The 17,970-nt window shown below is 48.3% G+C and carries 20 protein-coding genes; 1 reads left to right on the top strand and 19 read right to left on the bottom strand.

Going from position 1 to position 17,970, the window contains the following annotated elements; all coding sequences use genetic code 11:
• Positions 1–14 precede the first annotated feature (14 nt).
• From PAEVO_RS04520 to PAEVO_RS04500, 5 genes are all read right to left on the bottom strand, one after another.
• Positions 15–419 carry a FixH family protein gene (locus tag PAEVO_RS04520; protein WP_100536460.1) on the bottom strand — a complete coding sequence of 135 codons (405 nt, stop codon included), beginning with the start codon at positions 417–419 and terminating at the stop codon, positions 15–17.
• 282 nt (positions 420–701) lie between these two features.
• Positions 702–1,493: an HAD family hydrolase gene (locus tag PAEVO_RS04515; RefSeq protein WP_100536459.1), complete on the bottom strand. Its 792-nt coding sequence runs from the start codon at positions 1,491–1,493 to the stop codon at positions 702–704.
• Positions 1,494–1,537: 44 nt separating this feature from the next.
• Entirely contained in the window at positions 1,538–2,062 is a 525-nt protein-coding gene (locus PAEVO_RS04510) for a hypothetical protein (protein ID WP_071218230.1), read from the bottom strand.
• 161 nt (positions 2,063–2,223) lie between these two features.
• A complete protein-coding gene (locus PAEVO_RS04505; RefSeq protein WP_100536458.1) occupies positions 2,224–2,430 on the bottom strand; it encodes a DUF896 domain-containing protein in 207 nt (68 codons plus the stop codon).
• A 264-nt stretch (positions 2,431–2,694) separates the two neighbouring features.
• Positions 2,695–3,066 carry a LysM peptidoglycan-binding domain-containing protein gene (locus tag PAEVO_RS04500; RefSeq protein WP_100539319.1) on the bottom strand — a complete coding sequence of 124 codons (372 nt, stop codon included), beginning with the start codon at positions 3,064–3,066 and terminating at the stop codon, positions 2,695–2,697.
• Between the two features lie 175 nt (positions 3,067–3,241).
• Between PAEVO_RS04500 and lexA the strand changes: the two genes are divergently transcribed.
• Complete coding sequence (gene lexA / locus PAEVO_RS04495) at positions 3,242–3,868, top strand: transcriptional repressor LexA (RefSeq protein WP_006209658.1); 627 nt, start codon at positions 3,242–3,244, stop codon at positions 3,866–3,868.
• A gap of 68 nt (positions 3,869–3,936) precedes the next feature.
• Here lexA and PAEVO_RS04490 read toward each other — a convergent pair whose 3' ends face one another.
• The 14 genes from PAEVO_RS04490 to PAEVO_RS04425 all read right to left on the bottom strand — a co-directional run bounded on the left by PAEVO_RS04490 (position 3,937) and on the right by PAEVO_RS04425 (position 17,961).
• Entirely contained in the window at positions 3,937–4,752 is an 816-nt protein-coding gene (locus PAEVO_RS04490) for a hypothetical protein (RefSeq protein WP_100536457.1), read from the bottom strand.
• A complete protein-coding gene (locus PAEVO_RS04485; RefSeq protein ID WP_243390623.1) occupies positions 4,745–5,290 on the bottom strand; it encodes an RNA polymerase sigma factor in 546 nt (181 codons plus the stop codon). The genes PAEVO_RS04490 and PAEVO_RS04485 overlap by 8 nt, the downstream gene beginning before the upstream one ends.
• Before the next feature lie 149 nt (positions 5,291–5,439).
• A complete protein-coding gene (locus tag PAEVO_RS04480; protein WP_100536455.1) occupies positions 5,440–5,853 on the bottom strand; it encodes a hypothetical protein in 414 nt (137 codons plus the stop codon).
• A 152-nt stretch (positions 5,854–6,005) separates the two neighbouring features.
• Positions 6,006–7,334, bottom strand: coding sequence for a type I glutamate--ammonia ligase (glnA, locus tag PAEVO_RS04475; protein ID WP_100536454.1), 1,329 nt, complete (start codon positions 7,332–7,334; stop codon positions 6,006–6,008).
• A gap of 60 nt (positions 7,335–7,394) precedes the next feature.
• Positions 7,395–7,805 carry a MerR family transcriptional regulator gene (locus PAEVO_RS04470; protein WP_006209652.1) on the bottom strand — a complete coding sequence of 137 codons (411 nt, stop codon included), beginning with the start codon at positions 7,803–7,805 and terminating at the stop codon, positions 7,395–7,397.
• Between the two features lie 82 nt (positions 7,806–7,887).
• On the bottom strand, positions 7,888–9,141 hold the full coding sequence (locus PAEVO_RS04465) for a methionine gamma-lyase family protein (protein WP_100536453.1): 1,254 nt from the start codon (positions 9,139–9,141) through the stop codon (positions 7,888–7,890).
• 144 nt (positions 9,142–9,285) lie between these two features.
• The gene (gene hflX, locus PAEVO_RS04460) at positions 9,286–10,578 is read right to left on the bottom strand and encodes a GTPase HflX (protein ID WP_100536452.1); all 1,293 of its coding nucleotides are present in this window, start codon (positions 10,576–10,578) and stop codon (positions 9,286–9,288) included.
• Positions 10,579–10,699: 121 nt separating this feature from the next.
• On the bottom strand, positions 10,700–11,683 hold the full coding sequence (locus PAEVO_RS04455) for an AAA family ATPase (RefSeq protein WP_100536451.1): 984 nt from the start codon (positions 11,681–11,683) through the stop codon (positions 10,700–10,702).
• A gap of 82 nt (positions 11,684–11,765) precedes the next feature.
• The gene (locus tag PAEVO_RS04450) at positions 11,766–12,419 is read right to left on the bottom strand and encodes a YdcF family protein (protein ID WP_100536450.1); all 654 of its coding nucleotides are present in this window, start codon (positions 12,417–12,419) and stop codon (positions 11,766–11,768) included.
• Entirely contained in the window at positions 12,419–12,976 is a 558-nt protein-coding gene (locus PAEVO_RS04445) for a ribonuclease FAU-1 family protein (protein WP_071218240.1), read from the bottom strand. The genes PAEVO_RS04450 and PAEVO_RS04445 overlap by 1 nt, the downstream gene beginning before the upstream one ends.
• 99 nt (positions 12,977–13,075) lie before the next feature.
• A complete protein-coding gene (locus PAEVO_RS04440) occupies positions 13,076–15,766 on the bottom strand; it encodes a PBP1A family penicillin-binding protein (RefSeq protein ID WP_100536449.1) in 2,691 nt (896 codons plus the stop codon).
• Between the two features lie 186 nt (positions 15,767–15,952).
• The gene (hfq, locus tag PAEVO_RS04435; RefSeq protein WP_100536448.1) at positions 15,953–16,192 is read right to left on the bottom strand and encodes an RNA chaperone Hfq; all 240 of its coding nucleotides are present in this window, start codon (positions 16,190–16,192) and stop codon (positions 15,953–15,955) included.
• Between the two features lie 52 nt (positions 16,193–16,244).
• Positions 16,245–17,192 carry a tRNA (adenosine(37)-N6)-dimethylallyltransferase MiaA gene (gene miaA, locus PAEVO_RS04430; protein ID WP_100536447.1) on the bottom strand — a complete coding sequence of 316 codons (948 nt, stop codon included), beginning with the start codon at positions 17,190–17,192 and terminating at the stop codon, positions 16,245–16,247.
• Positions 17,182–17,961 carry a class I SAM-dependent methyltransferase gene (locus PAEVO_RS04425; protein ID WP_100536446.1) on the bottom strand — a complete coding sequence of 260 codons (780 nt, stop codon included), beginning with the start codon at positions 17,959–17,961 and terminating at the stop codon, positions 17,182–17,184. Before PAEVO_RS04425 ends, miaA begins: the two co-directional genes overlap by 11 nt.
• Positions 17,962–17,970: the final 9 nt, after the last annotated feature.

Raw genomic sequence — 17,970 nt, 5'->3', positions numbered from 1 at the left:
GTATTAGCGAAACGTTACTCCGTTACCTTCAGTTCCTTTAGCGGCATAGAATGCTGTCCTCTCGCCGTGACATGTGAAACGATACGATAGGTTCCAGCCTCATCGAAGGTTTTCTCCATTTTGTAAACCCCGCCTTGATCATGCTTGACCGGGACCTTCGCCTGAACGCCTCCGCCTTCCAGCGTGACTTCAAATTCCACATCGTTCGCATCTTCCACCGGGCTGCCGGCTTGCGTCACCTTCGCTTCGATCAACACCTTCTCGCCAGCCTTAATGCTCTCCGGCGTCAGAGACAGCTCAACGATGATCGGTTCCGACATCACATCATCTCCGGATTCCGCCTTGCTGTCATTACATGCAGCAAGCGCAACCGCCATCAGCACCATGGCTGCAATTAGGGCCATCTTTTTTCTGGTCATGCTCTACACCTCTTTTACAAAATAGGGCTATGTATGGTTCATTCACGTAATGGTCATTTCCAAACGACGTAAGTTTCCTAATCCATTATATCGCATAATTCTTTTACTTCTATCTCATGCAGCTTACAATTGTGTGACGTTTATCATAGCCAAGGGGCAAGGTTGAATTCAGATCGTATAACCAACAAAAAAACAGCCCATAACCGCTGAATCTGCTGTTAGGGCTGTTCCTATGTACGTTTAGCGTATCAATTATTCGGGCTTAGCTCTTAATTGTATGGTCTATAAAGATGCCACGATGGCATGAAGCTCCGATAAATGTTTAATCTCAAACTTCGGTTGAATGGACGGATCATGAGGTCGGTTTACCCGATTGATCCAAACCGTATGCAGTCCAGCCGCATTTCCGCCTTTAATGTCTGTGGTCAGCTTATCTCCCACCATCACGGCCTGATCCGCCTCGACACCTAACAAGTCAAGTGCATGCTGGAAGATGGAAACATCCGGCTTCCCTTTGCCAAAATCACCGGAGATGATGATATGATCAAAGTAAGGAACCAGTTCCGGAACACCGTCCAGCTTCTCCTGCTGCAGATCCGGACTTCCGTTCGTAAGAAGCAGCAGCTTCACATTCCCCTGCAATTCCTTCAAAACTTCAAACGTTTCTTCATATACGTATGGTCTTGTTCTGCGTTCAGCAGCGAATTGGGCAGCCAGCGTCTCGGCCAATCGTTCATTATCAACGCCCAGGCGCAGAAGTCCGCGTCGCCATGATTCCTTGCGGTATACGGGTGCCAGCTCCTGCAGCTTTCTGAATTCAGGCTGCGAACCAGCCGTAAAATTAGCCCACAAGCCTTCAAAAGGGTTAATTCCGATCATTTTGGTAAAAGCAAAGGTATCATATGATTCATATAATGCTCTCGCTTCTTCCCGTACTGCGGCCAAAAGTGATTGGGCATCTACGCCGGTCTCGTCCGCTCCTGCCTGGCATGTCACTTCAAACGCTTCCTCCACACTACGTTCATCCCACAATAACGTATCGTCCAAATCAAACAAAACCGCAGCTATCGGCATTTCTCTCCCACTCCTCATATATACACTGTGATCTATTCTATATGTTAATTATGCTCCACTGGAATTTGATGAGTCTTTGCGAACTCTTCCAATCTTTCGCCCATCGCTTTTGTATCATAAAGATTCATCATACGCGAGAATACCCAGTTGCCTGCTTTCCCCTTGCCTTGGATCACGACGGAACCCGAAGCCAATTTGATCTTCTCGATATCCGATACAGCCAAACGACGTTCCCTATTGAACTTCATCGTGGAAACGGAAGCACGCTCAATCTTCAAATAAGGTTTGCGCAGGAAAATCATGAGCGCTAACAGGATATACAAGCTGACACCAACCCAATTCAACACGTCATTGCTTCCGCCGGCTGCCTGGGATGTCGCCGTTCCGAGAAGCGCATACAAACCAGCCAGTGCAACGAGTACTAACGGAAGAACATACTTACGCCCCTTAAACACGTCATGCTTATCATTGACGGCAGAGCCTTGGTATGAGGTCAGTCCCTGCTTTTTACGCTGCTTGTTCAGCTGTGACATATTTTTGTTGACTTTTCTTTCCCATGATCGTGACATATAGTTCCCCCTGAACTCAATTTCAAAATATTACCAATCCATATATAAACTTGGGGTAACCGTATTCGATTCCACGAATAATCGGCACCCCAAGTATTATAATTCTATCCATCTATCTGGTCAGAAATCCACTGTTGTAGATCCATGCGACAGTTGATCGGCTAATGCTTTAATCGCGGGCCGCCTTTTTGTTCATTTTCATCAACCCATTCGATCGTTTCCAGCTGTTGTCTAAAATTACTGCGAATATTATTAAGGTATATTTCCCGAAGCTCAGCCCGTTCTTTGAGCTCTTCCGCGGTCAATCCCTCACTCTTCTGTTTTCTTGCTAGTACATTGATGCGTTCAACCAAAGTATCGATGTCCATGACTTCTCCTCCAATTCCGATATCATGTATAACTTAAACATGTGAAAAAGAGCTTGTCAAGGCAACAGCACCCTTGCAAACTCTTATTAAGAACAAATATGAACATATGATGCCATAAATGGGTTCCTCTATGTTAAGAAATCAATAGCCGTCTATTATAAACACGCTTATACTGCGTGAAATCACTTCGTTAGGCAAGCTTAGAAATATAAAGCGAGAAGTAGGGACATATATAAGGAAAGGTTTGCTCTTAGCGTCGTCCAATTACCAGACCGGTAAAGACAACACCTCTCCGGCCTGAATATCCGGACCTTTCAATCCGTTAATTCTTCGGATGCTATCCAGATAGACTCTCGTATCCATATCTGCCGGTTTATGAAGGGAAGCAATTCGCCACAAACTATCACCATATTGAACAATAACCTGCTTCTCCCCAGTGGGCTTGTCCATCCCCCCGGCAAAAACGGAATATGCTCCTGTCCAAAATGAAGCTACGATCAAGAGGATGAATAAAAGTTTTATAAATGGAATGGATGCCATTCTGGACTTCAATTGATTGCTCCAAGTCTCCGAGGAATTCTTCGTTTGCACTGGAACGTTCTCATAAATGCTGCGGTATGTACTGTATTTCAACATGGAATCATCATCTCCCAAACAAGTGTTCTCTTATGAATTTATATTAACACGAACACTTGTTTGATTCAATACCCAAAAGAACATTTGTTCTATTTTTATTTAGAACTTATGTTTGTACGAACGGAAGTTCTATGTTATAATTTTCCCAAACGTTACTAAATGGGGTTGATACGGCATGTCGAAAATATCCAGCCGCCAGCTGGCGATCTTAGAGTTTATCCGCAACGAAGTTCGTAGCAAGGGTTACCCGCCTTCTGTCCGGGAAATCGGCGAGGCTGTCGGACTAGCCTCCAGTTCAACGGTCCATGGACATCTAGACCGTCTGGAGAAGAAAGGCCTCATTCGCCGTGACCCTACGAAACCAAGAGCCATCGAGCTTCTTGGCCAAGAAGAGTCCGATAGCGCGAACCTGTTTACCCACACCATTGCCAGAGTGCCTGTTGTCGGTAAAGTCACTGCAGGTGTTCCTATTACAGCCATGGAGAACATTGAGGATTATTTTCCGCTCCCGCAGCATTATGTAGGCGACGATAAGGTGTTCATGTTGTCGGTAGTCGGTGACAGTATGATCGAAGCTGGCATTCACAGCGGCGACTATGTCATTGTTCGCCAGCAGCAAACTGCAGACAATGGCGACATTGTTGTAGCGATGACCGAAGAAGACGAAGCAACGGTAAAGACCTTCTACAAGGAGAAGGATCATGTACGATTGCAACCGGAGAATCCTACCTACGAGCCACTCCGCCTGAACCATGTTACGATTCTCGGTAAAGTAATCGGACTCTTCAGGGACGTCCACTAATTTCATATATCTATGAATATAAGAGGTTACCTCCCTTAATTGGATGGTAACCTCTTTACTTGTTTTATTTAACTCGCAGGGGGTATCATTGTATTGTCTTGGACTAGTACCATAGCATTTTGCCTAAGATCCAGCCGATACGTTCGCGTGAGTTTAGAGTCTGATGAACCTTCTCCGCCAGGCCCCTCCGTGGACTCTAGAACAAGCTTATTATCTTTCACCATAGGAATCGTGCCTGGTCTGTAATAGGAAGTGTCGGATACCATCATTTCTTCCTGGAACCGGAGCTGCACTGCATGCCCCGTTTCATGATCAACGGCGAATGCGTAGATTTCTATCCCATGGCAATCCCTATATTGCGGTGCAAGTATAAATACATCAGCATCCTGAAACGGCAAACGAATCATATCGACTGCTGCAGAGGTGGGTTGAATAAAAGTAATGTCCTCCAGCGTGGAGACTTCACCCGTAACGCCATGAGAAAGATATCGTACGCTGTAGTTTCCGGTAAACGACAGGTCGGTTTCGAGGCCGAAGCAGCTCGGTGCTCCCAATGTCGTTATTTTTTCCTTTTCTACAGCAACCACACTCAACCTTCCCCTATCTGTTAAGCCTTGTGCTCGGATCGTCTCTTCCGTACCAGGAAGTAAAGTCCCTGCTCTCTGTTGTTCCTCTCTGCCAAAAGGCAATTGAAAGGCAATTAAAATAGTCAGAAGCATTAACCCTCCAGCAAATCCAACTTGTAAGTGCTTCCGACGTTTAGGCTTGCTGTCGGTGAAAATCACGGACCTATGCACGTTTTTTTTCATTTCGGATGTGAACTTTTCATCTGAAAAGGGAGCTTTTTTAGCCCGGTTGTACCAGTCTGGTTTATCCTCATTCATCGCCATTCTCCTTCAACAGGTTCTGTACTTTTTTCCTTGCCCGATACAGTCTTGATTTTACGGTACCCGCCGCTAGGTTAAGGAACTCCGCAATCTGATTTATTGACATCTCATAGTAAAGATCCAGGATCAACACCTCCCTGAACTTCCTGGGTAAGGTCATAATCATGGCCCATATTTCATTGGTATACTGCCCATCCAAATACTCTACTTCCGCCGACCGGCTTGAGGCATCTGTGAGCAGCTTGTCCTTGAGGGTCACCTTCCGAAAGAAAAAAGTTTGTTTATATCGAAACGCGGTATGTCTTGTAATTGTAAGCAGCCACGTTTTTAGCGTCGCCCGACCGCGAAAGGTATGTATGCCAAAATAAGCTTTAATAAACACCTCTTGAGCAATATCGTCAGCCAGTGCTTGCTGTTTGGTCAGAAAATAAGCGTAATTCCAGATATCATTTCCGTATAAGTTCATGATTTTATCCAGTGTCTGTGTGTCCATCACCGTCATCTGCTTCAAGTATTCCAGCTCCAACCGATTCACCTCGTCTAATTAGAGTCATGGAAGTGAGCAAAGGTTCCCTTTTTTCGAAAAATAAAAAAAGAATCTTCCCTTTTATGGAGGGCGATTCTGTATTAGCTGCATTCCATGAACGGTTCTACAAAACCATAAACCAAAACCTATTGCCATTGCTATGAAACTAACGGAGCCTCTTCCCAGGCCTGTTTAAATTGAGAACCGAATCTTCGAATGGATTCTTTGTCGGCCGTTAACTGAAAATCCTGTTCAGACCCGTAAAAACGCAACTGATATATTCCTTTTCGATCCATCTGTTCCCAGCTCAGATGGTATAAATGTTTTTCAAAAGACATAAATAAGCCGTCTAATTTAAAACCATTTAAATACTCAAGCGGAAATTCAGCAGTTACCGAAATAAAGTTCCTTATTGTCATATTGGTCCACCCAAAATTCAAATCATAAATGATTCGGTTAGCTTGAAAGAACTTAAAATTAATCTGGCATCCTTCATCCTCGCCAGCAATACGAGATATAAACGCGAACGCTGCCCGAGTTCCTTTCTCTTCGCGGTCGCTTAGAGCTGCCATTTACGAGCCTCCTTCGTTGTTCCACTTACCAGCTTTTCACCTACTCACTAATTTTATTTGAAAGCCGGCTAATATGCCATAAGCCCTGTTGGATCAATTTCATTGGAAAAACAAAAAAACCCTCACGCCTTACGGCGCGAGGGATTCCTCTATTAATACATGGTAATGTACTGATCGCGTTCCCATTGGTGAACTTGTGTTCTATACATATCCCACTCGATTTCTTTCAGTTCATAGAAGTGAGCCAGCGCATGATCTCCGAGTGCATCGGAAATGACTTCGCTGCGGATCAATTCGTTAAGAGCTTCTTTCAGGTTTGCCGGCAAGCTAGGGATGCCTTCCTCAATGCGCTCTTCTTCCGTCATCACATAGATGTTACGGTCAATTGGAGCCGGGAGCGACAGCTCGCGCTTAACGCCGTCCAAACCTGCTTTCAGCATGACAGCCAGAGCCAGATACGGGTTCGCCGCTGGATCCGGGTTACGCACTTCGATACGCGTGCTGAGGCCACGGGATGCAGGGATACGAATCATCGGGCTGCGGTTACTTGCAGACCATGCTACGTAGCAAGGTGCTTCGTAACCAGGCACGAGACGCTTGTACGAGTTCACCGTTGGGTTCGTAATCGCAGCAAACGCGCGTGCATGCTTAAGAATACCCGCCATATAGTTACGAGCCGTTACGCTCAAGCCAAGCTCATCACTCTCGTCAACAAACGCGTTCTCGCCGCCTTTGAAGAGCGATTGGTTACAGTGCATGCCGGAGCCGTTTACGCCAAAGAGTGGTTTTGGCATAAAGGTAGCAATCAATCCATGCTGACGAGCGATCGTCTTAACAACCAATTTAAACGTTTGAATCTGGTCAGCCGCTTTGATCGCATCTGCATATTTGAAGTCGATTTCGTGCTGGCCGGGAGCAACCTCATGGTGAGAAGCTTCGATTTCAAAGCCCATCTCTTCCAGCGTCAATACGATATCACGGCGGCAGTTCTCGCCAAGATCCGTAGGCGCGAGGTCAAAGTATCCGCCTTGGTCATTGAGCTCCATGGTCGGGTTGCCTTTTTCATCGGTTTTGAACAGGAAGAATTCCGGTTCCGGACCGACATTCATGGAAGTGAAGCCCATCTCTTCAGCTTCCTTCAATGCTCTCTTCAAAATGCCGCGCGGATCTCCCGCAAATGGGGTGCCGTCAGGCATGTAGATATCACAGATCAGACGAGCAACGCGATCCTCGGATACCCAAGGGAAGATCATGAAGGTATCCAGGTCCGGGTACAGGTACATATCGGATTCTTCGATACGTACATAACCTTCGATGGACGAACCGTCGAACATCATTTTATTATCAAGCGCTTTAGGCAGCTGGCTTAACGGAATTTCAACGTTTTTAATTGTTCCAAGCAAATCTGTAAATTGCAAGCGGATAAATCGAACATTTTCTTCTTTGGCAATGCGTAGAATGTCCTCTCTGGTATAACTCACTTTATCCTCTCCTTTTTAAATAAAAAACTAGTTTAATGAAGAATTACAGCATGGCAATCCTTATTTATTAAAAAACCGGGATAATTCCCCTTGAATCAATGAAACCTGACCCGGTCTTTTAGCGGTAATCAATTCCTGCTTCAGCAAACGTCGCAACTGGGACTCCGACATCTCACGGCGTCTGTTCTCGGTATCAGGAGTAATGACGGTAGCCTCTTCAGACTCTTTTGTGACTGGGTTCATTACTTGCTTAATGCCGGCGATATTAACACCTTTTTCTATCAAAGCCTTAATCTCTAGCAGTCGCTCCACATCATTGAAGGAAAACAGGCGTTGGTTGCCCGACGTTCGGGCTGGGACAATTAAGTTATGCTGCTCATAATAGCGAATTTGTCTGGCAGATAGATCCGTAAGCTTCATAACAATGCCTATCGGAAATAACGCCATATTCCTCCGAATCTCATCACCCATATCTCATCAACCTTCCAAGTGGTCTATTCTGATCCTATTGTACATTTCCTGATCAACCACGTCAACCGCATGTAAGGATAACTCACAACAATTTACGATCTTTCATGCTTTGGAGGGCCATAAGCACACCATATTTAACATGAGAGTAGGTCAAGCCGCCTTGCATATAACCGATATAAGGAGATCGGATCGGGGCGTCCGCTGATAATTCAAGGCTTCCTCCCTGGATGAAACTACCTGCCGCCATGATGACGGGATGTTCGTATCCAGGCATATCCCAAGGCTCAGGCACCACATGACTGTCGACTGCCGCAGCCCGCTGAATCCCTTGAACAAAAGCGATTAGATGATCCGCTCCTGTAAACGATACGGCCTGGATCAAATCGGTCCGTTCATCCTGCCAGCCCGGCTTGGTTGTGAACCCTACCGCCTCAAACATCGCGGCAGCATAAACGCTGCCCTTGACCGCTTGTCCAACCGTGGATGGTGCCAGGAATAATCCCTGATAGATGCCTCGGGTCGTTCCCAGCATCGCCCCCACTTCTCGTCCGATTCCGGGAGCGGTCAGCCGATAGGCTGCCTTATCCACATAGGCGGCTTTACCGCATATGTAGCCGCCGGTTTCGGCAATGCCGCCGCCAGGGTTTTTGATAAGAGAACCCGCCATCAAATCGACGCCAACCTCCGTCGGTTCCAATCGCTCCGTAAACTCGCCGTAACAGTTATCAACAAAAATAATCAAATCCTGACGGATGGACCGGATCCGGCTGACCATGTCACCAATCTGGGAAACCGTGAACGAAGATCGCCAATCATATCCACGGGAACGCTGGATACCGATAACCTTGGTTGAAGGCGTGATTGCCCTCTCTACCCGCTCCCAATCAATATCCCCTTGTTCTGTTAGCGCAACCTCCTGATAACCGATTCCGAAATCTCGAAGGGACCCGGTGCCGTCGCCGGGTTCGCCAATCACTTTATGGAGGGTGTCATAGGGACGCCCCGAAATATACAACAGCTCATCTCCTGGCCTTAACACACCAAACAGTGCGGTTGAGATCGTATGGGTACCCGAAGCAAAATGCGGCCTCACCAGGGCAGATTCGGCTCCAAATACGTCTGCGTAGACTTCATCCAGCACTTCGCGGCCGCGATCATTGTATGCATACCCGGTGGAAGCCGCAAAATGAAAATCACTCACCTGAAACTTCTGGAAAGCATCGATCACCTTCCACTGATTAAAATCAACGATAGCGTCGATCTCCCGTAAACGTTGCCCGATTTTGGATTCAATCTCACTGCTCAATTCAAGTATATCTTGCGAAAATCTTGCCATGACCAACTGCTCTCTCCTCTTTTACACATGATGTCTCACATCTTAACACATATTTTTATTTCATAGAACTCTGCAATGGAAGGACACCCTGAGCACGCAATATAAGCCCCATAGAGGGGCTTATACGACGATTCCTATTGATGCCTAAGATCCATTCTGAACGTAATCATGAAGCAAATAACCCATTTTCTCATAATCGGCTTTATTGATTCGAACTTCATAGAGGATATCATTCTCATCAAAAGACTGCTCCAGCACATCTCCGACTCGGTATACAACCGAGTTCAGATCGCCGCGGTCAGCCGGAATCCGGAACGTCACGTTCCCTCCGGACAGCTGGTCCTGAATCGCTTCACGAACTATTTCCAAATCCTGATCATGATACGCACTAATCTTTAATTGACCATCCCCGGTAGGCAGCATCTCCAGCTGATCCGGTTCACATGCGTCCTTCTTGTTAAACAGAACGATCTGCGGTTTATCTGCCGCCCCCAAATCCTGAAGTATGGATTGAACGACTGCCATCTGTTCGTCCCGCATAGGGGAAGAAGCATCTACGACATGAAGAATCAGATCGGCTTCGTTGGCTTCTTCCAGCGTCGCACGGAACGCCGCTACCAGATCATGAGGAAGGTTCTGTATAAATCCTACGGTATCCGTAAGGACAACTTCTTTGCCGCTCGGCAGCTCCAACACACGCGACGTGGGATCCAGCGTAGCAAACAATTGATTTTCGATATAAACGTCTGCGGCCGTTAACCGGTTCAGCAATGTTGACTTGCCGGCATTGGTATACCCGACCAGGGCAACCTGTACGGCACCGCTCTTCTTCCGGCGCTCCCGATGAAGCGTCCGATGCCGGGTGACTTCATCCAACTGCCGCTTCAGGTCGCTGATTCTGTCCCGGATATGCCTGCGGTCGGTTTCGAGCTTGCTTTCCCCTGGTCCGCGGGTCCCGATCCCCGCTCCGAGCCTGGACAGATTCTTACCATGACCCGACAACCGAGGGAGCAAATAAGTAAGCTGAGCTAACTCCACCTGGATAATCCCCTCACGGGTCTTCGCTCGCTGAGCGAAAATATCCAGTATCAATTGAGTGCGGTCGATTATTTTCACATCGAGTGATTCTTCCAGATTTCGAACTTGCGCGCCGGATAATTCCTGATCAAAAATGGCCGTTGTTGCACCCAAGCCATCAATCGCCATACGCAGCTCTTCAACCTTCCCTTTGCCGATGAACCACTTGGAATCCGGAACTTCGCGATTCTGTGTAATGACATCCAGCACCTCCACTCCAGCGGTTTCAGCTAGCTGAACCAACTCCTGCAGCGAGTGTTCCGGATTCATTCCTGAGCGTTTAACCGCATCCGTCACCAAACTGACCAAAACGGCTTTATCTTCGATCTCTGTCCGGGTATCATGCGTTATATTTGTCATATAGCCAACTCCTTCTAACATTACGTCTCCTAATTTAACTAACCGCTGCTGCCTGCAATAAACATTATGATCCAAAGAAAGCAGCGTTACCCCTTCATTATGTTCGAAGACAAGCTTAAAATCATTGTATTTTTCCGTTTAACTTAAAGTCCTCCGGCCGCAGGGTCATAAGCTCCAGCTTACCGGGATTTCCGGTTACGTACTGATTCAGCAGTCGAACCGATTGATTCCTTATCGATTTCTCGATAACATTCCGTACGTAACGCGCATTACTGAAGGCGTGTAGTCCGTGATCCTTCTCCAACTGCAGGTGTTCCTTCAGCTTGCTCAGCGACTGCGGCATCAAGATATAATCCCTCTCCTTCGCCATCAGCTCCGAGATCTGGATCAATTGATCCAAATTGTAATCCGGGAAGTCCATCTGGATCGGAAAACGGGAATACAGGCCGGGATTCGAATCCATAAAAAAATCAATCTCATCGCTGTAGCCTGCCAAAATAAGAATGAACTGATTTTTATGATCCTCCATCGCCTTGACCAGTGTATCGATCGCTTCCTTGCCAAAATCCTTCTCACCGCCGCGCGCCAAACTGTAAGCCTCGTCGATGAACAGAATTCCTCCGAGCGCTTTTTTGACCAATTCTCTGGTCTTCTGTGCCGTGTGACCGATATATTCACCTACGAGATCTGCCCGTTCCACTTCGACCAGGTGACCCTTATTAAGCACGCCCATCTTCTGAAACAGCTTTGCCACGATACGGGCGACGGTGGTTTTCCCAGTTCCGGGGTTTCCTTTAAAAATCATATGGTACACATGACCGCCACTTAATAAGCCTGCTTCCGTACGCATCTGGGCCACTTGAAGCAAAGCATAGATTTCAAATACCAGGTCCTTGATTTGTTCGAGACCTACCAGTTGATCCAGCTCTTTCTGTATTTCCTGGAATAGACTGTGCTGGGAAACAGGGTTTGGCGAAGGGGCCGGTTCGCGTTCCGGAACCGCACTGCTGATGAGTGGAGGTTCCGCGCTGCGGAGCACGACATTAATCTGCCTGGATGGCCGTCCTTCAGATCGGCCGTTAGCGGCCGTTACACGCCCGTTCATTGCTCCTCACCTCTTTATCCAAAGGGCTGACTATCTATTCCAATGTATTCTATTTACAGCCTGCTTATTAGAAGTTTCGTCCTCATAGGACACCCATGGCGATCAACAGCCGATCGGCCGTCCATTTCGTATAAGCCAGCACTTCTCTAGACTTGTGTTTGGCCATCGGCAAAACGGTAGATTCCGTTAGCGACATAGAAGGATGATCGTAACCAAGGGTTCTTGCAACCTCCATCGCCCTCGTCCCGTGATAGTCATGGGTTATTATAATGGCGGTGTTCCACCCATGCTCCTCCATCATCGCTTGGCTGAAGAGCAAATTCTCATAAGTGCTCGTAGCTTCGTTCTCCAGGAAGATCCGTTCCCCGGGTACGCCCGCTTCGACCAAGAAATTTCTCATCCCTTCGGCTTCGGTATATGGATATCCGGGCTTATCGAGGCCGCCTGAAACGATAAAGGTATCAAAACGGCCTGCATGGTATTCAACCAGTGCATGCTCAAGCCGTTCCCGAAGCCCCGGACTTGGCTGATCTCCCCACATGGAAGCGCCCAAGATGATGCCGACATCCGCCTTCTCCGACGGACTGCTGACGGCGCTTTCGATCTTCCAATATGCATAACCTGACCATAGCAATCCAAGAACAACGAGAGAGAGCAAGGTAATCATCCCTCGCCGATACCATGCTCTCTTCTTAGTGCCTGCTTGTGGCAAACGCTTATGTATTTCCTGACGCATTATTTCTTCCTCCTGAACTCTCCGTTATGAAATAACTGGTCGCGGTGCTTCAGAGACATCATAAAGTAAGGGAATTCATGCGCGTCGATGGCCCGAAGCAGATTCCGTGCAGTCACCTTGGCAAGCCTGTAATCATCCCGGGTAATGTCATTCCGCCCTAGGGCATCCTCAAGCTCATCTTCATCCAGCAAGAACACTTCACCATTCTTGACAACCACAACGTCCAAATACAGATCGTCAAACCAAGGGACACCCTGATCCGTTACCCCTTGTTTCTTGCAAATATCGATATACCATTGAACAATATTTCGTTTGTCATCAAACATGGCTGTCACGATGAAATGGCTGTCCTTCGGATAATACTGCAGCCATGAATAGCCTTTGTCCGCGATTCGGTAGGTATGACGGCCATACGTCTTCCACAACGGTTCTTTCAGGCCATATATGGTATATAACGTGAGATACCCTGTAAATTGCTCACATTCCACATACCGGGAAGTGAAGTGCCGGCGGGTGATACGGCGCCAATTCGCCCGATCTCCGAATTTACGTTTCATGGAACTTTTCCTCCCCATTCGTATTCCCAGCTTACCACATTTGGGTTTCACACTCAAAACAAAGAAGCCTCCGCAATCATGCGGAGGCTCTCAAGTTCATTATGGGCTGTCTTGGAACTCGTCAGATCCGTCAACCGGATCCGACGGATCCACAATGGTGCCCGGTACCGTAGGAATATTGCCCGAATCGGTGTCGGTTCCTCCAGTGCCTGTGTCACCATTGCTAGATCCATCTCCTGAGCCATCAGATCCATTGCCAGGATCTTGACCATCTTGGCCATTCCCGGCTCCGTTTCCATCCTCAGGAGGGTTCGTTCCATTACCATTACCATTACCATTACCATTACCGTTACCGTTACCGTTGCCTGGGCCTTCACCATTCCCATTGCCTGGCTCGCCATTACCGTTGCCATTTCCGTTCCCGTTGCCATTCCCAGGAGGAAACTCGTTTCCTGCTCCGTTGTCACCTTCATCAACCGGAGGCGGTTCCTGGGTGTCCCCCGGATCGGGTTCAAGATCCTCAGGCGGCAATTCCTCGGAAACGGCCACGATTTGCAAAATGTTCGAAGGTTCCGACTCTTCGCCGGTTGATGGATCGAAGGCCGTCACGTAATAATCGTAAGTCAATCCTTCCATCGCACTCATATCCTCTATAGCGGTTCCTCCCAAGGAATCGAGAATGCGGGAGTATTCCGATTCCGACGTTTCCTTACGGTACACGCGGTATTGAATGTTGCCCTGAACCGGATTCCAGCTCAGTGATACGGTCTGAGTCTCCCCATTATAGGAACCTGTCAAACCGCTGACTGCGGCTAATGTCGTTTCTTCTACAGGCGGCTGAACCGGCTCGGTATTCGGGAAGCTCTTCGCTTCATAGCCCTGAACCGCCTTCTCCATCACTTTGCCCCATAAGGAAGCGGAGATCGAACTGCTTCGTTTCAGCAGATGCTGCCGGTCAGGGGTATCATAACCCATCCATACCGCTGCCGTTAACTCCGGCGTATATCCGACAAACCATACGTCGCGGTTTGAGCTGACGCCCTTATAGCCGCTCTGCGTGGTTCCAGTCTTACCGGCTACCGGACGGCTGATCCGAGCATTTCTACCCGTTCCGTCCTCTACGACACGCTTCATCATGTCTGTCATTTGCGAAGCCGTCGAAGCGCTCATCACGCGCTTCCCTTTGCTGCCTTTATTCTCAAACACAACCTTGCCTTTGCTATCTTTAATCTGTTTGATCGCAAAAGCCTCTTTGAATTCTCCGCCATTGGCAAAGGCGCTGAAGGCTTGTGCCATCTCGAATGTGTTCGTACCGGTATCCATGCCGCCGAGGGCCAGGGATAAGTTCGCATCGCCTTCGGTCATCTTGATGCCGAGACTCTGAGCGAACTCAAATCCGGTTTTTACGCCGATTTGGTTCAACAGCCATACGGCCGGAATGTTCTCGGAACGCTGAATCGCTTCCGGCATACCAATCGTTTCCGAATATCCGTGCAGGTTATTTGGGCAATAATTGGTGCCAAAACATTGCTTTTTATTACTCAATCTGGAGTCCTTCGTAAACTTTCCGGATTCCAGCGCCGGTGCATACGATACAATCGGCTTCAAGGCGGATCCCGGCTGACGACGGCTGTCGGTAGCCCGGCTGAACCCGCCTCGCGTATATTCCCGTCCACCGGACATGGCTACGATACCGCCGGTTTCCTGGTTAATGATGACCATAGAACCTTCCACCGGCACGTCGTCTGGACTTTCTTCAAAGTTTTCCGGATTCTTGAACTCTTCTTCCATTGCCGTCTGGGCATTCACGTCCATCGTTGTGTAAATCTGATATCCGCCAATGTTGACATCGTCCTCGGTGAGGCCCCATTTTTCTTCGGCTTCTTCCATTACATAATCGATAAACGCTGTATACTTCTGCTGTCTTTCTGGCGGTGTATAAGCATAGTCCACTTTCTTGGCTTCCGCTGCCTCTTCGGCCGTGATATACCCCTGCTGTTCCATCAAGGTCAAGACAACCGCACGACGCTCTTTGGAAAGGTCGGGATTCTTCAGCGGATTATAGCGGGATGGCCCTTTCGGCATTGCCGCTAGTGTCGCCATTTCCCATAACTTCAAATCATTCAAATCCGACTTGCCGAAATAACGCTCGGATGCGGCTTTGATGCCGTAATAAGGTCCCCCGAAGTTAATCCGGTTCAAATACATCTCAATAATTTCCTGTTTGCTGTGCTGACGCTCAAGCGCCAGCGCGATCGACATTTCAGTAGCCTTCCGGAAGAATGTTTTATCCCTTGTCAGGAATATATTCTTCGCCAGCTGCTGCGTGATCGTACTTCCGCCTTCGACCATGGAACGGGCCATGATATCCTTTACCGCTGCGCGGCCGATCGACCACATGTCCACGCCGTTGTGCTCCATGAACCGTTTATCTTCTGTTGCAATGAATGCTTGTATCAATTTCTCCGGAATATCCTCATACTTCACAGGATCACTCTTCTGGAGGGACAGTTCGCCCATCAGCGTGCCATTACGGTCATATACCTTGGAAGTACCGTAAGCGGTCAGCTTATCCTGATTCTGCTCCAGCAGCTTTTCGCCGCTGATCAAGATGAACAAATAACCTGCAAGCGCACAGAAGATCGCAATGACGGCCGTGAAAAACAACGCCCATGCAATTCGCTTTCCTTTGCCTTTTTTCTTCTTCGCATTCGGTTTCGTGGTTTTCGATGTCTTCGAGTTGTCTTTGTTTTTGTTCAACCGTGACATCTGATTATCTTTTCCAGCCATTTGTCCCCCTCCTTACTCCCTTGCGGGATCAAGCCTTCTGACTTTGAGTCATGCCTCGGAAAGAAAAGAACAACCTTCTCAGGTTGCTCTCTGCACTCCTTATAAGCTAAACGAAATATAAACCAAAAAGTTTCAAATTAATCAGTTGACGGTATGATTCTGCTCTTTATAAATCCATTCTAAAATCTATTGATCGCTGCTGTTTTCCTGCATCAGGGACACATTACGCTGCGGCATGAACGTGGAGATAGCATGCTTGTACACCATTTGCTGACGGCCGTCGCTGTCAATCACGATGGTAAAATTGTCAAAAGCTTTGATCGTTCCACGGATCTGAAAGCCGTTTGTAAGGTATACCGTGGCCGGAATGTTCTCTTTGCGCAGTTGGTTCAAGAACGTGTCTTGGATGTTAATGGACTTGTTCATTAGCCGTACCCCCAATGGTTCATTTAGATTGTTTTGAAATATATTCAAGATTTCAGTGAAACTTTCCTGCTATTATAGCACGGATTTTTTGATAGTTTGCAGAAAAATTTCCCGAGTCGGTGACGTCTACCCACTCGATGTCCTTCATATGGCGAAACCAAGATAGCTGCCGCTTAGCGAACCGGCGTGTATCGCGCTTGAGCAGCACGACGGCCTCCTCGTAGCTGAACTCCCCGCTAAGGTACGATACGATTTCTTTGTAACCCAGCCCTTGCATGGATACAAGCCCCGGAGCGAACCCTTTGTCCATGAGCGCCGCTACCTCATCAACAAGCCCCTGGCTCAGCATAAGATCAATTCGCTCTTCAATACGGTTATATAGCATTTGCCTGTCCATTGTCAAACCGACCAAGCATAAGTCATAGGGAGATTGCTTGGTTTGAGGCGCCAGCTGGGCCGAAAGTGGGACACCGGTCATATGAAATACTTCCAAAGCACGAACGACCCGACGTAGGTCATTAGGGTGAAGCCGCTCGGCCGTTTCAGGATCAACCTCTGCCAATTTTTGATGAAGAGCCTCGGCTCCATGTTCATTGGCATAGCGGAACTGCTCTTCCCGAAAAACTTCATCCGCACCGGTCTCGCTGAACTGATAGCCGTAGCACACCGACTCCACGTAAAGCCCGGTTCCGCCAACAATGAACGGAAGCTTGCCCCGCTCCGTGATCTCCGTAATAAGCCTTTGGCTCTGCTCCTGAAATTCGGCTACCGAATAGGGGTGATCGGGCTCGTGAATGTCAATGAGATGGTGGGGAACGCCTTCCATTTCCTCAGCGGAAATTTTGGCCGTTCCGATATCCATGCCCCGGTATACTTGCATCGAATCGCCGGAAATAATCTCACATGCGAATTCCTTCGCAATTTCAATGCTCATTTTGGTTTTACCTACTGCTGTAGGCCCGATGAGAACGAGCAGTTTCGGTTTGGTTTCATCTGTCAATGGAAATCACTCCGTACGTTATTTTCGATTTTCCCCGTTCAGGCAAAGTAAAGCCAAGCCGCTCAAACTCTCCGCTGGATCGCGCTTCCTTCATCACGACGGTTTTGCGCGCGACCCTGACCGCTTCTCTCACACTTTCCATTTCCAGCGGCTCCCCATTTGCATAATGTCTCAGAGGATGGATGGAAGCCGATTCGGCGATCGGTTCACGGAACATCGGATCAAAATAAACAATGTCTACGCTCCGGTCCGCCAGCGACTTCAAATAATCCAGGTGATGGCTGTGCCTGACTTCGATTCGCCTCATCGCCTGATCACTGGCCTCCAGATGGCTTTCATAGGTCCGGAGCCCTTCTTTTAGCAGCGCATACAAGGGCAGCGAGCTTTCCAGGGCAGTGACTCGGCTGTTCGCCCCGCCCTTGCCCGAGAATACCAGGGAGTCGGCTCCAAGCCCCGCCGTACAATCCAGTACGGAATCTCCTTCCTCCATTCCGGAAGCCTCCAGCATGGGATCGGGTTTTCCGCTCAGCACGCGTTTCAATCGGACAAACCCCATACTGGGATGAAATTCCATGACTGAGCCGCCCGGTCCGCTTAGACGTACATGTCCGTTCAGTACGACCAGCACGTCGTCATCTCCGTACCTGCGGGCTAATTTTCGCAATGAATGACCGCCGCGCTGAACATAACGGCAGCCGGTTTCCTGGGCTAAACGTTTCGCGCGCTCCACAATGTCCGGCGCTTCCGCTTCTCCAGTTGTAATAATCATGAAGGTCCT

The organism is Paenibacillus sp. GM2FR (assembly GCF_002803325.1).
GTDB lineage: Bacteria > Bacillota > Bacilli > Paenibacillales > Paenibacillaceae > Paenibacillus_AQ > Paenibacillus_AQ lautus.
Note: the sequence above shows the minus strand (reverse complement) of the source record. Positions and strands in the feature narration are given on the sequence as shown.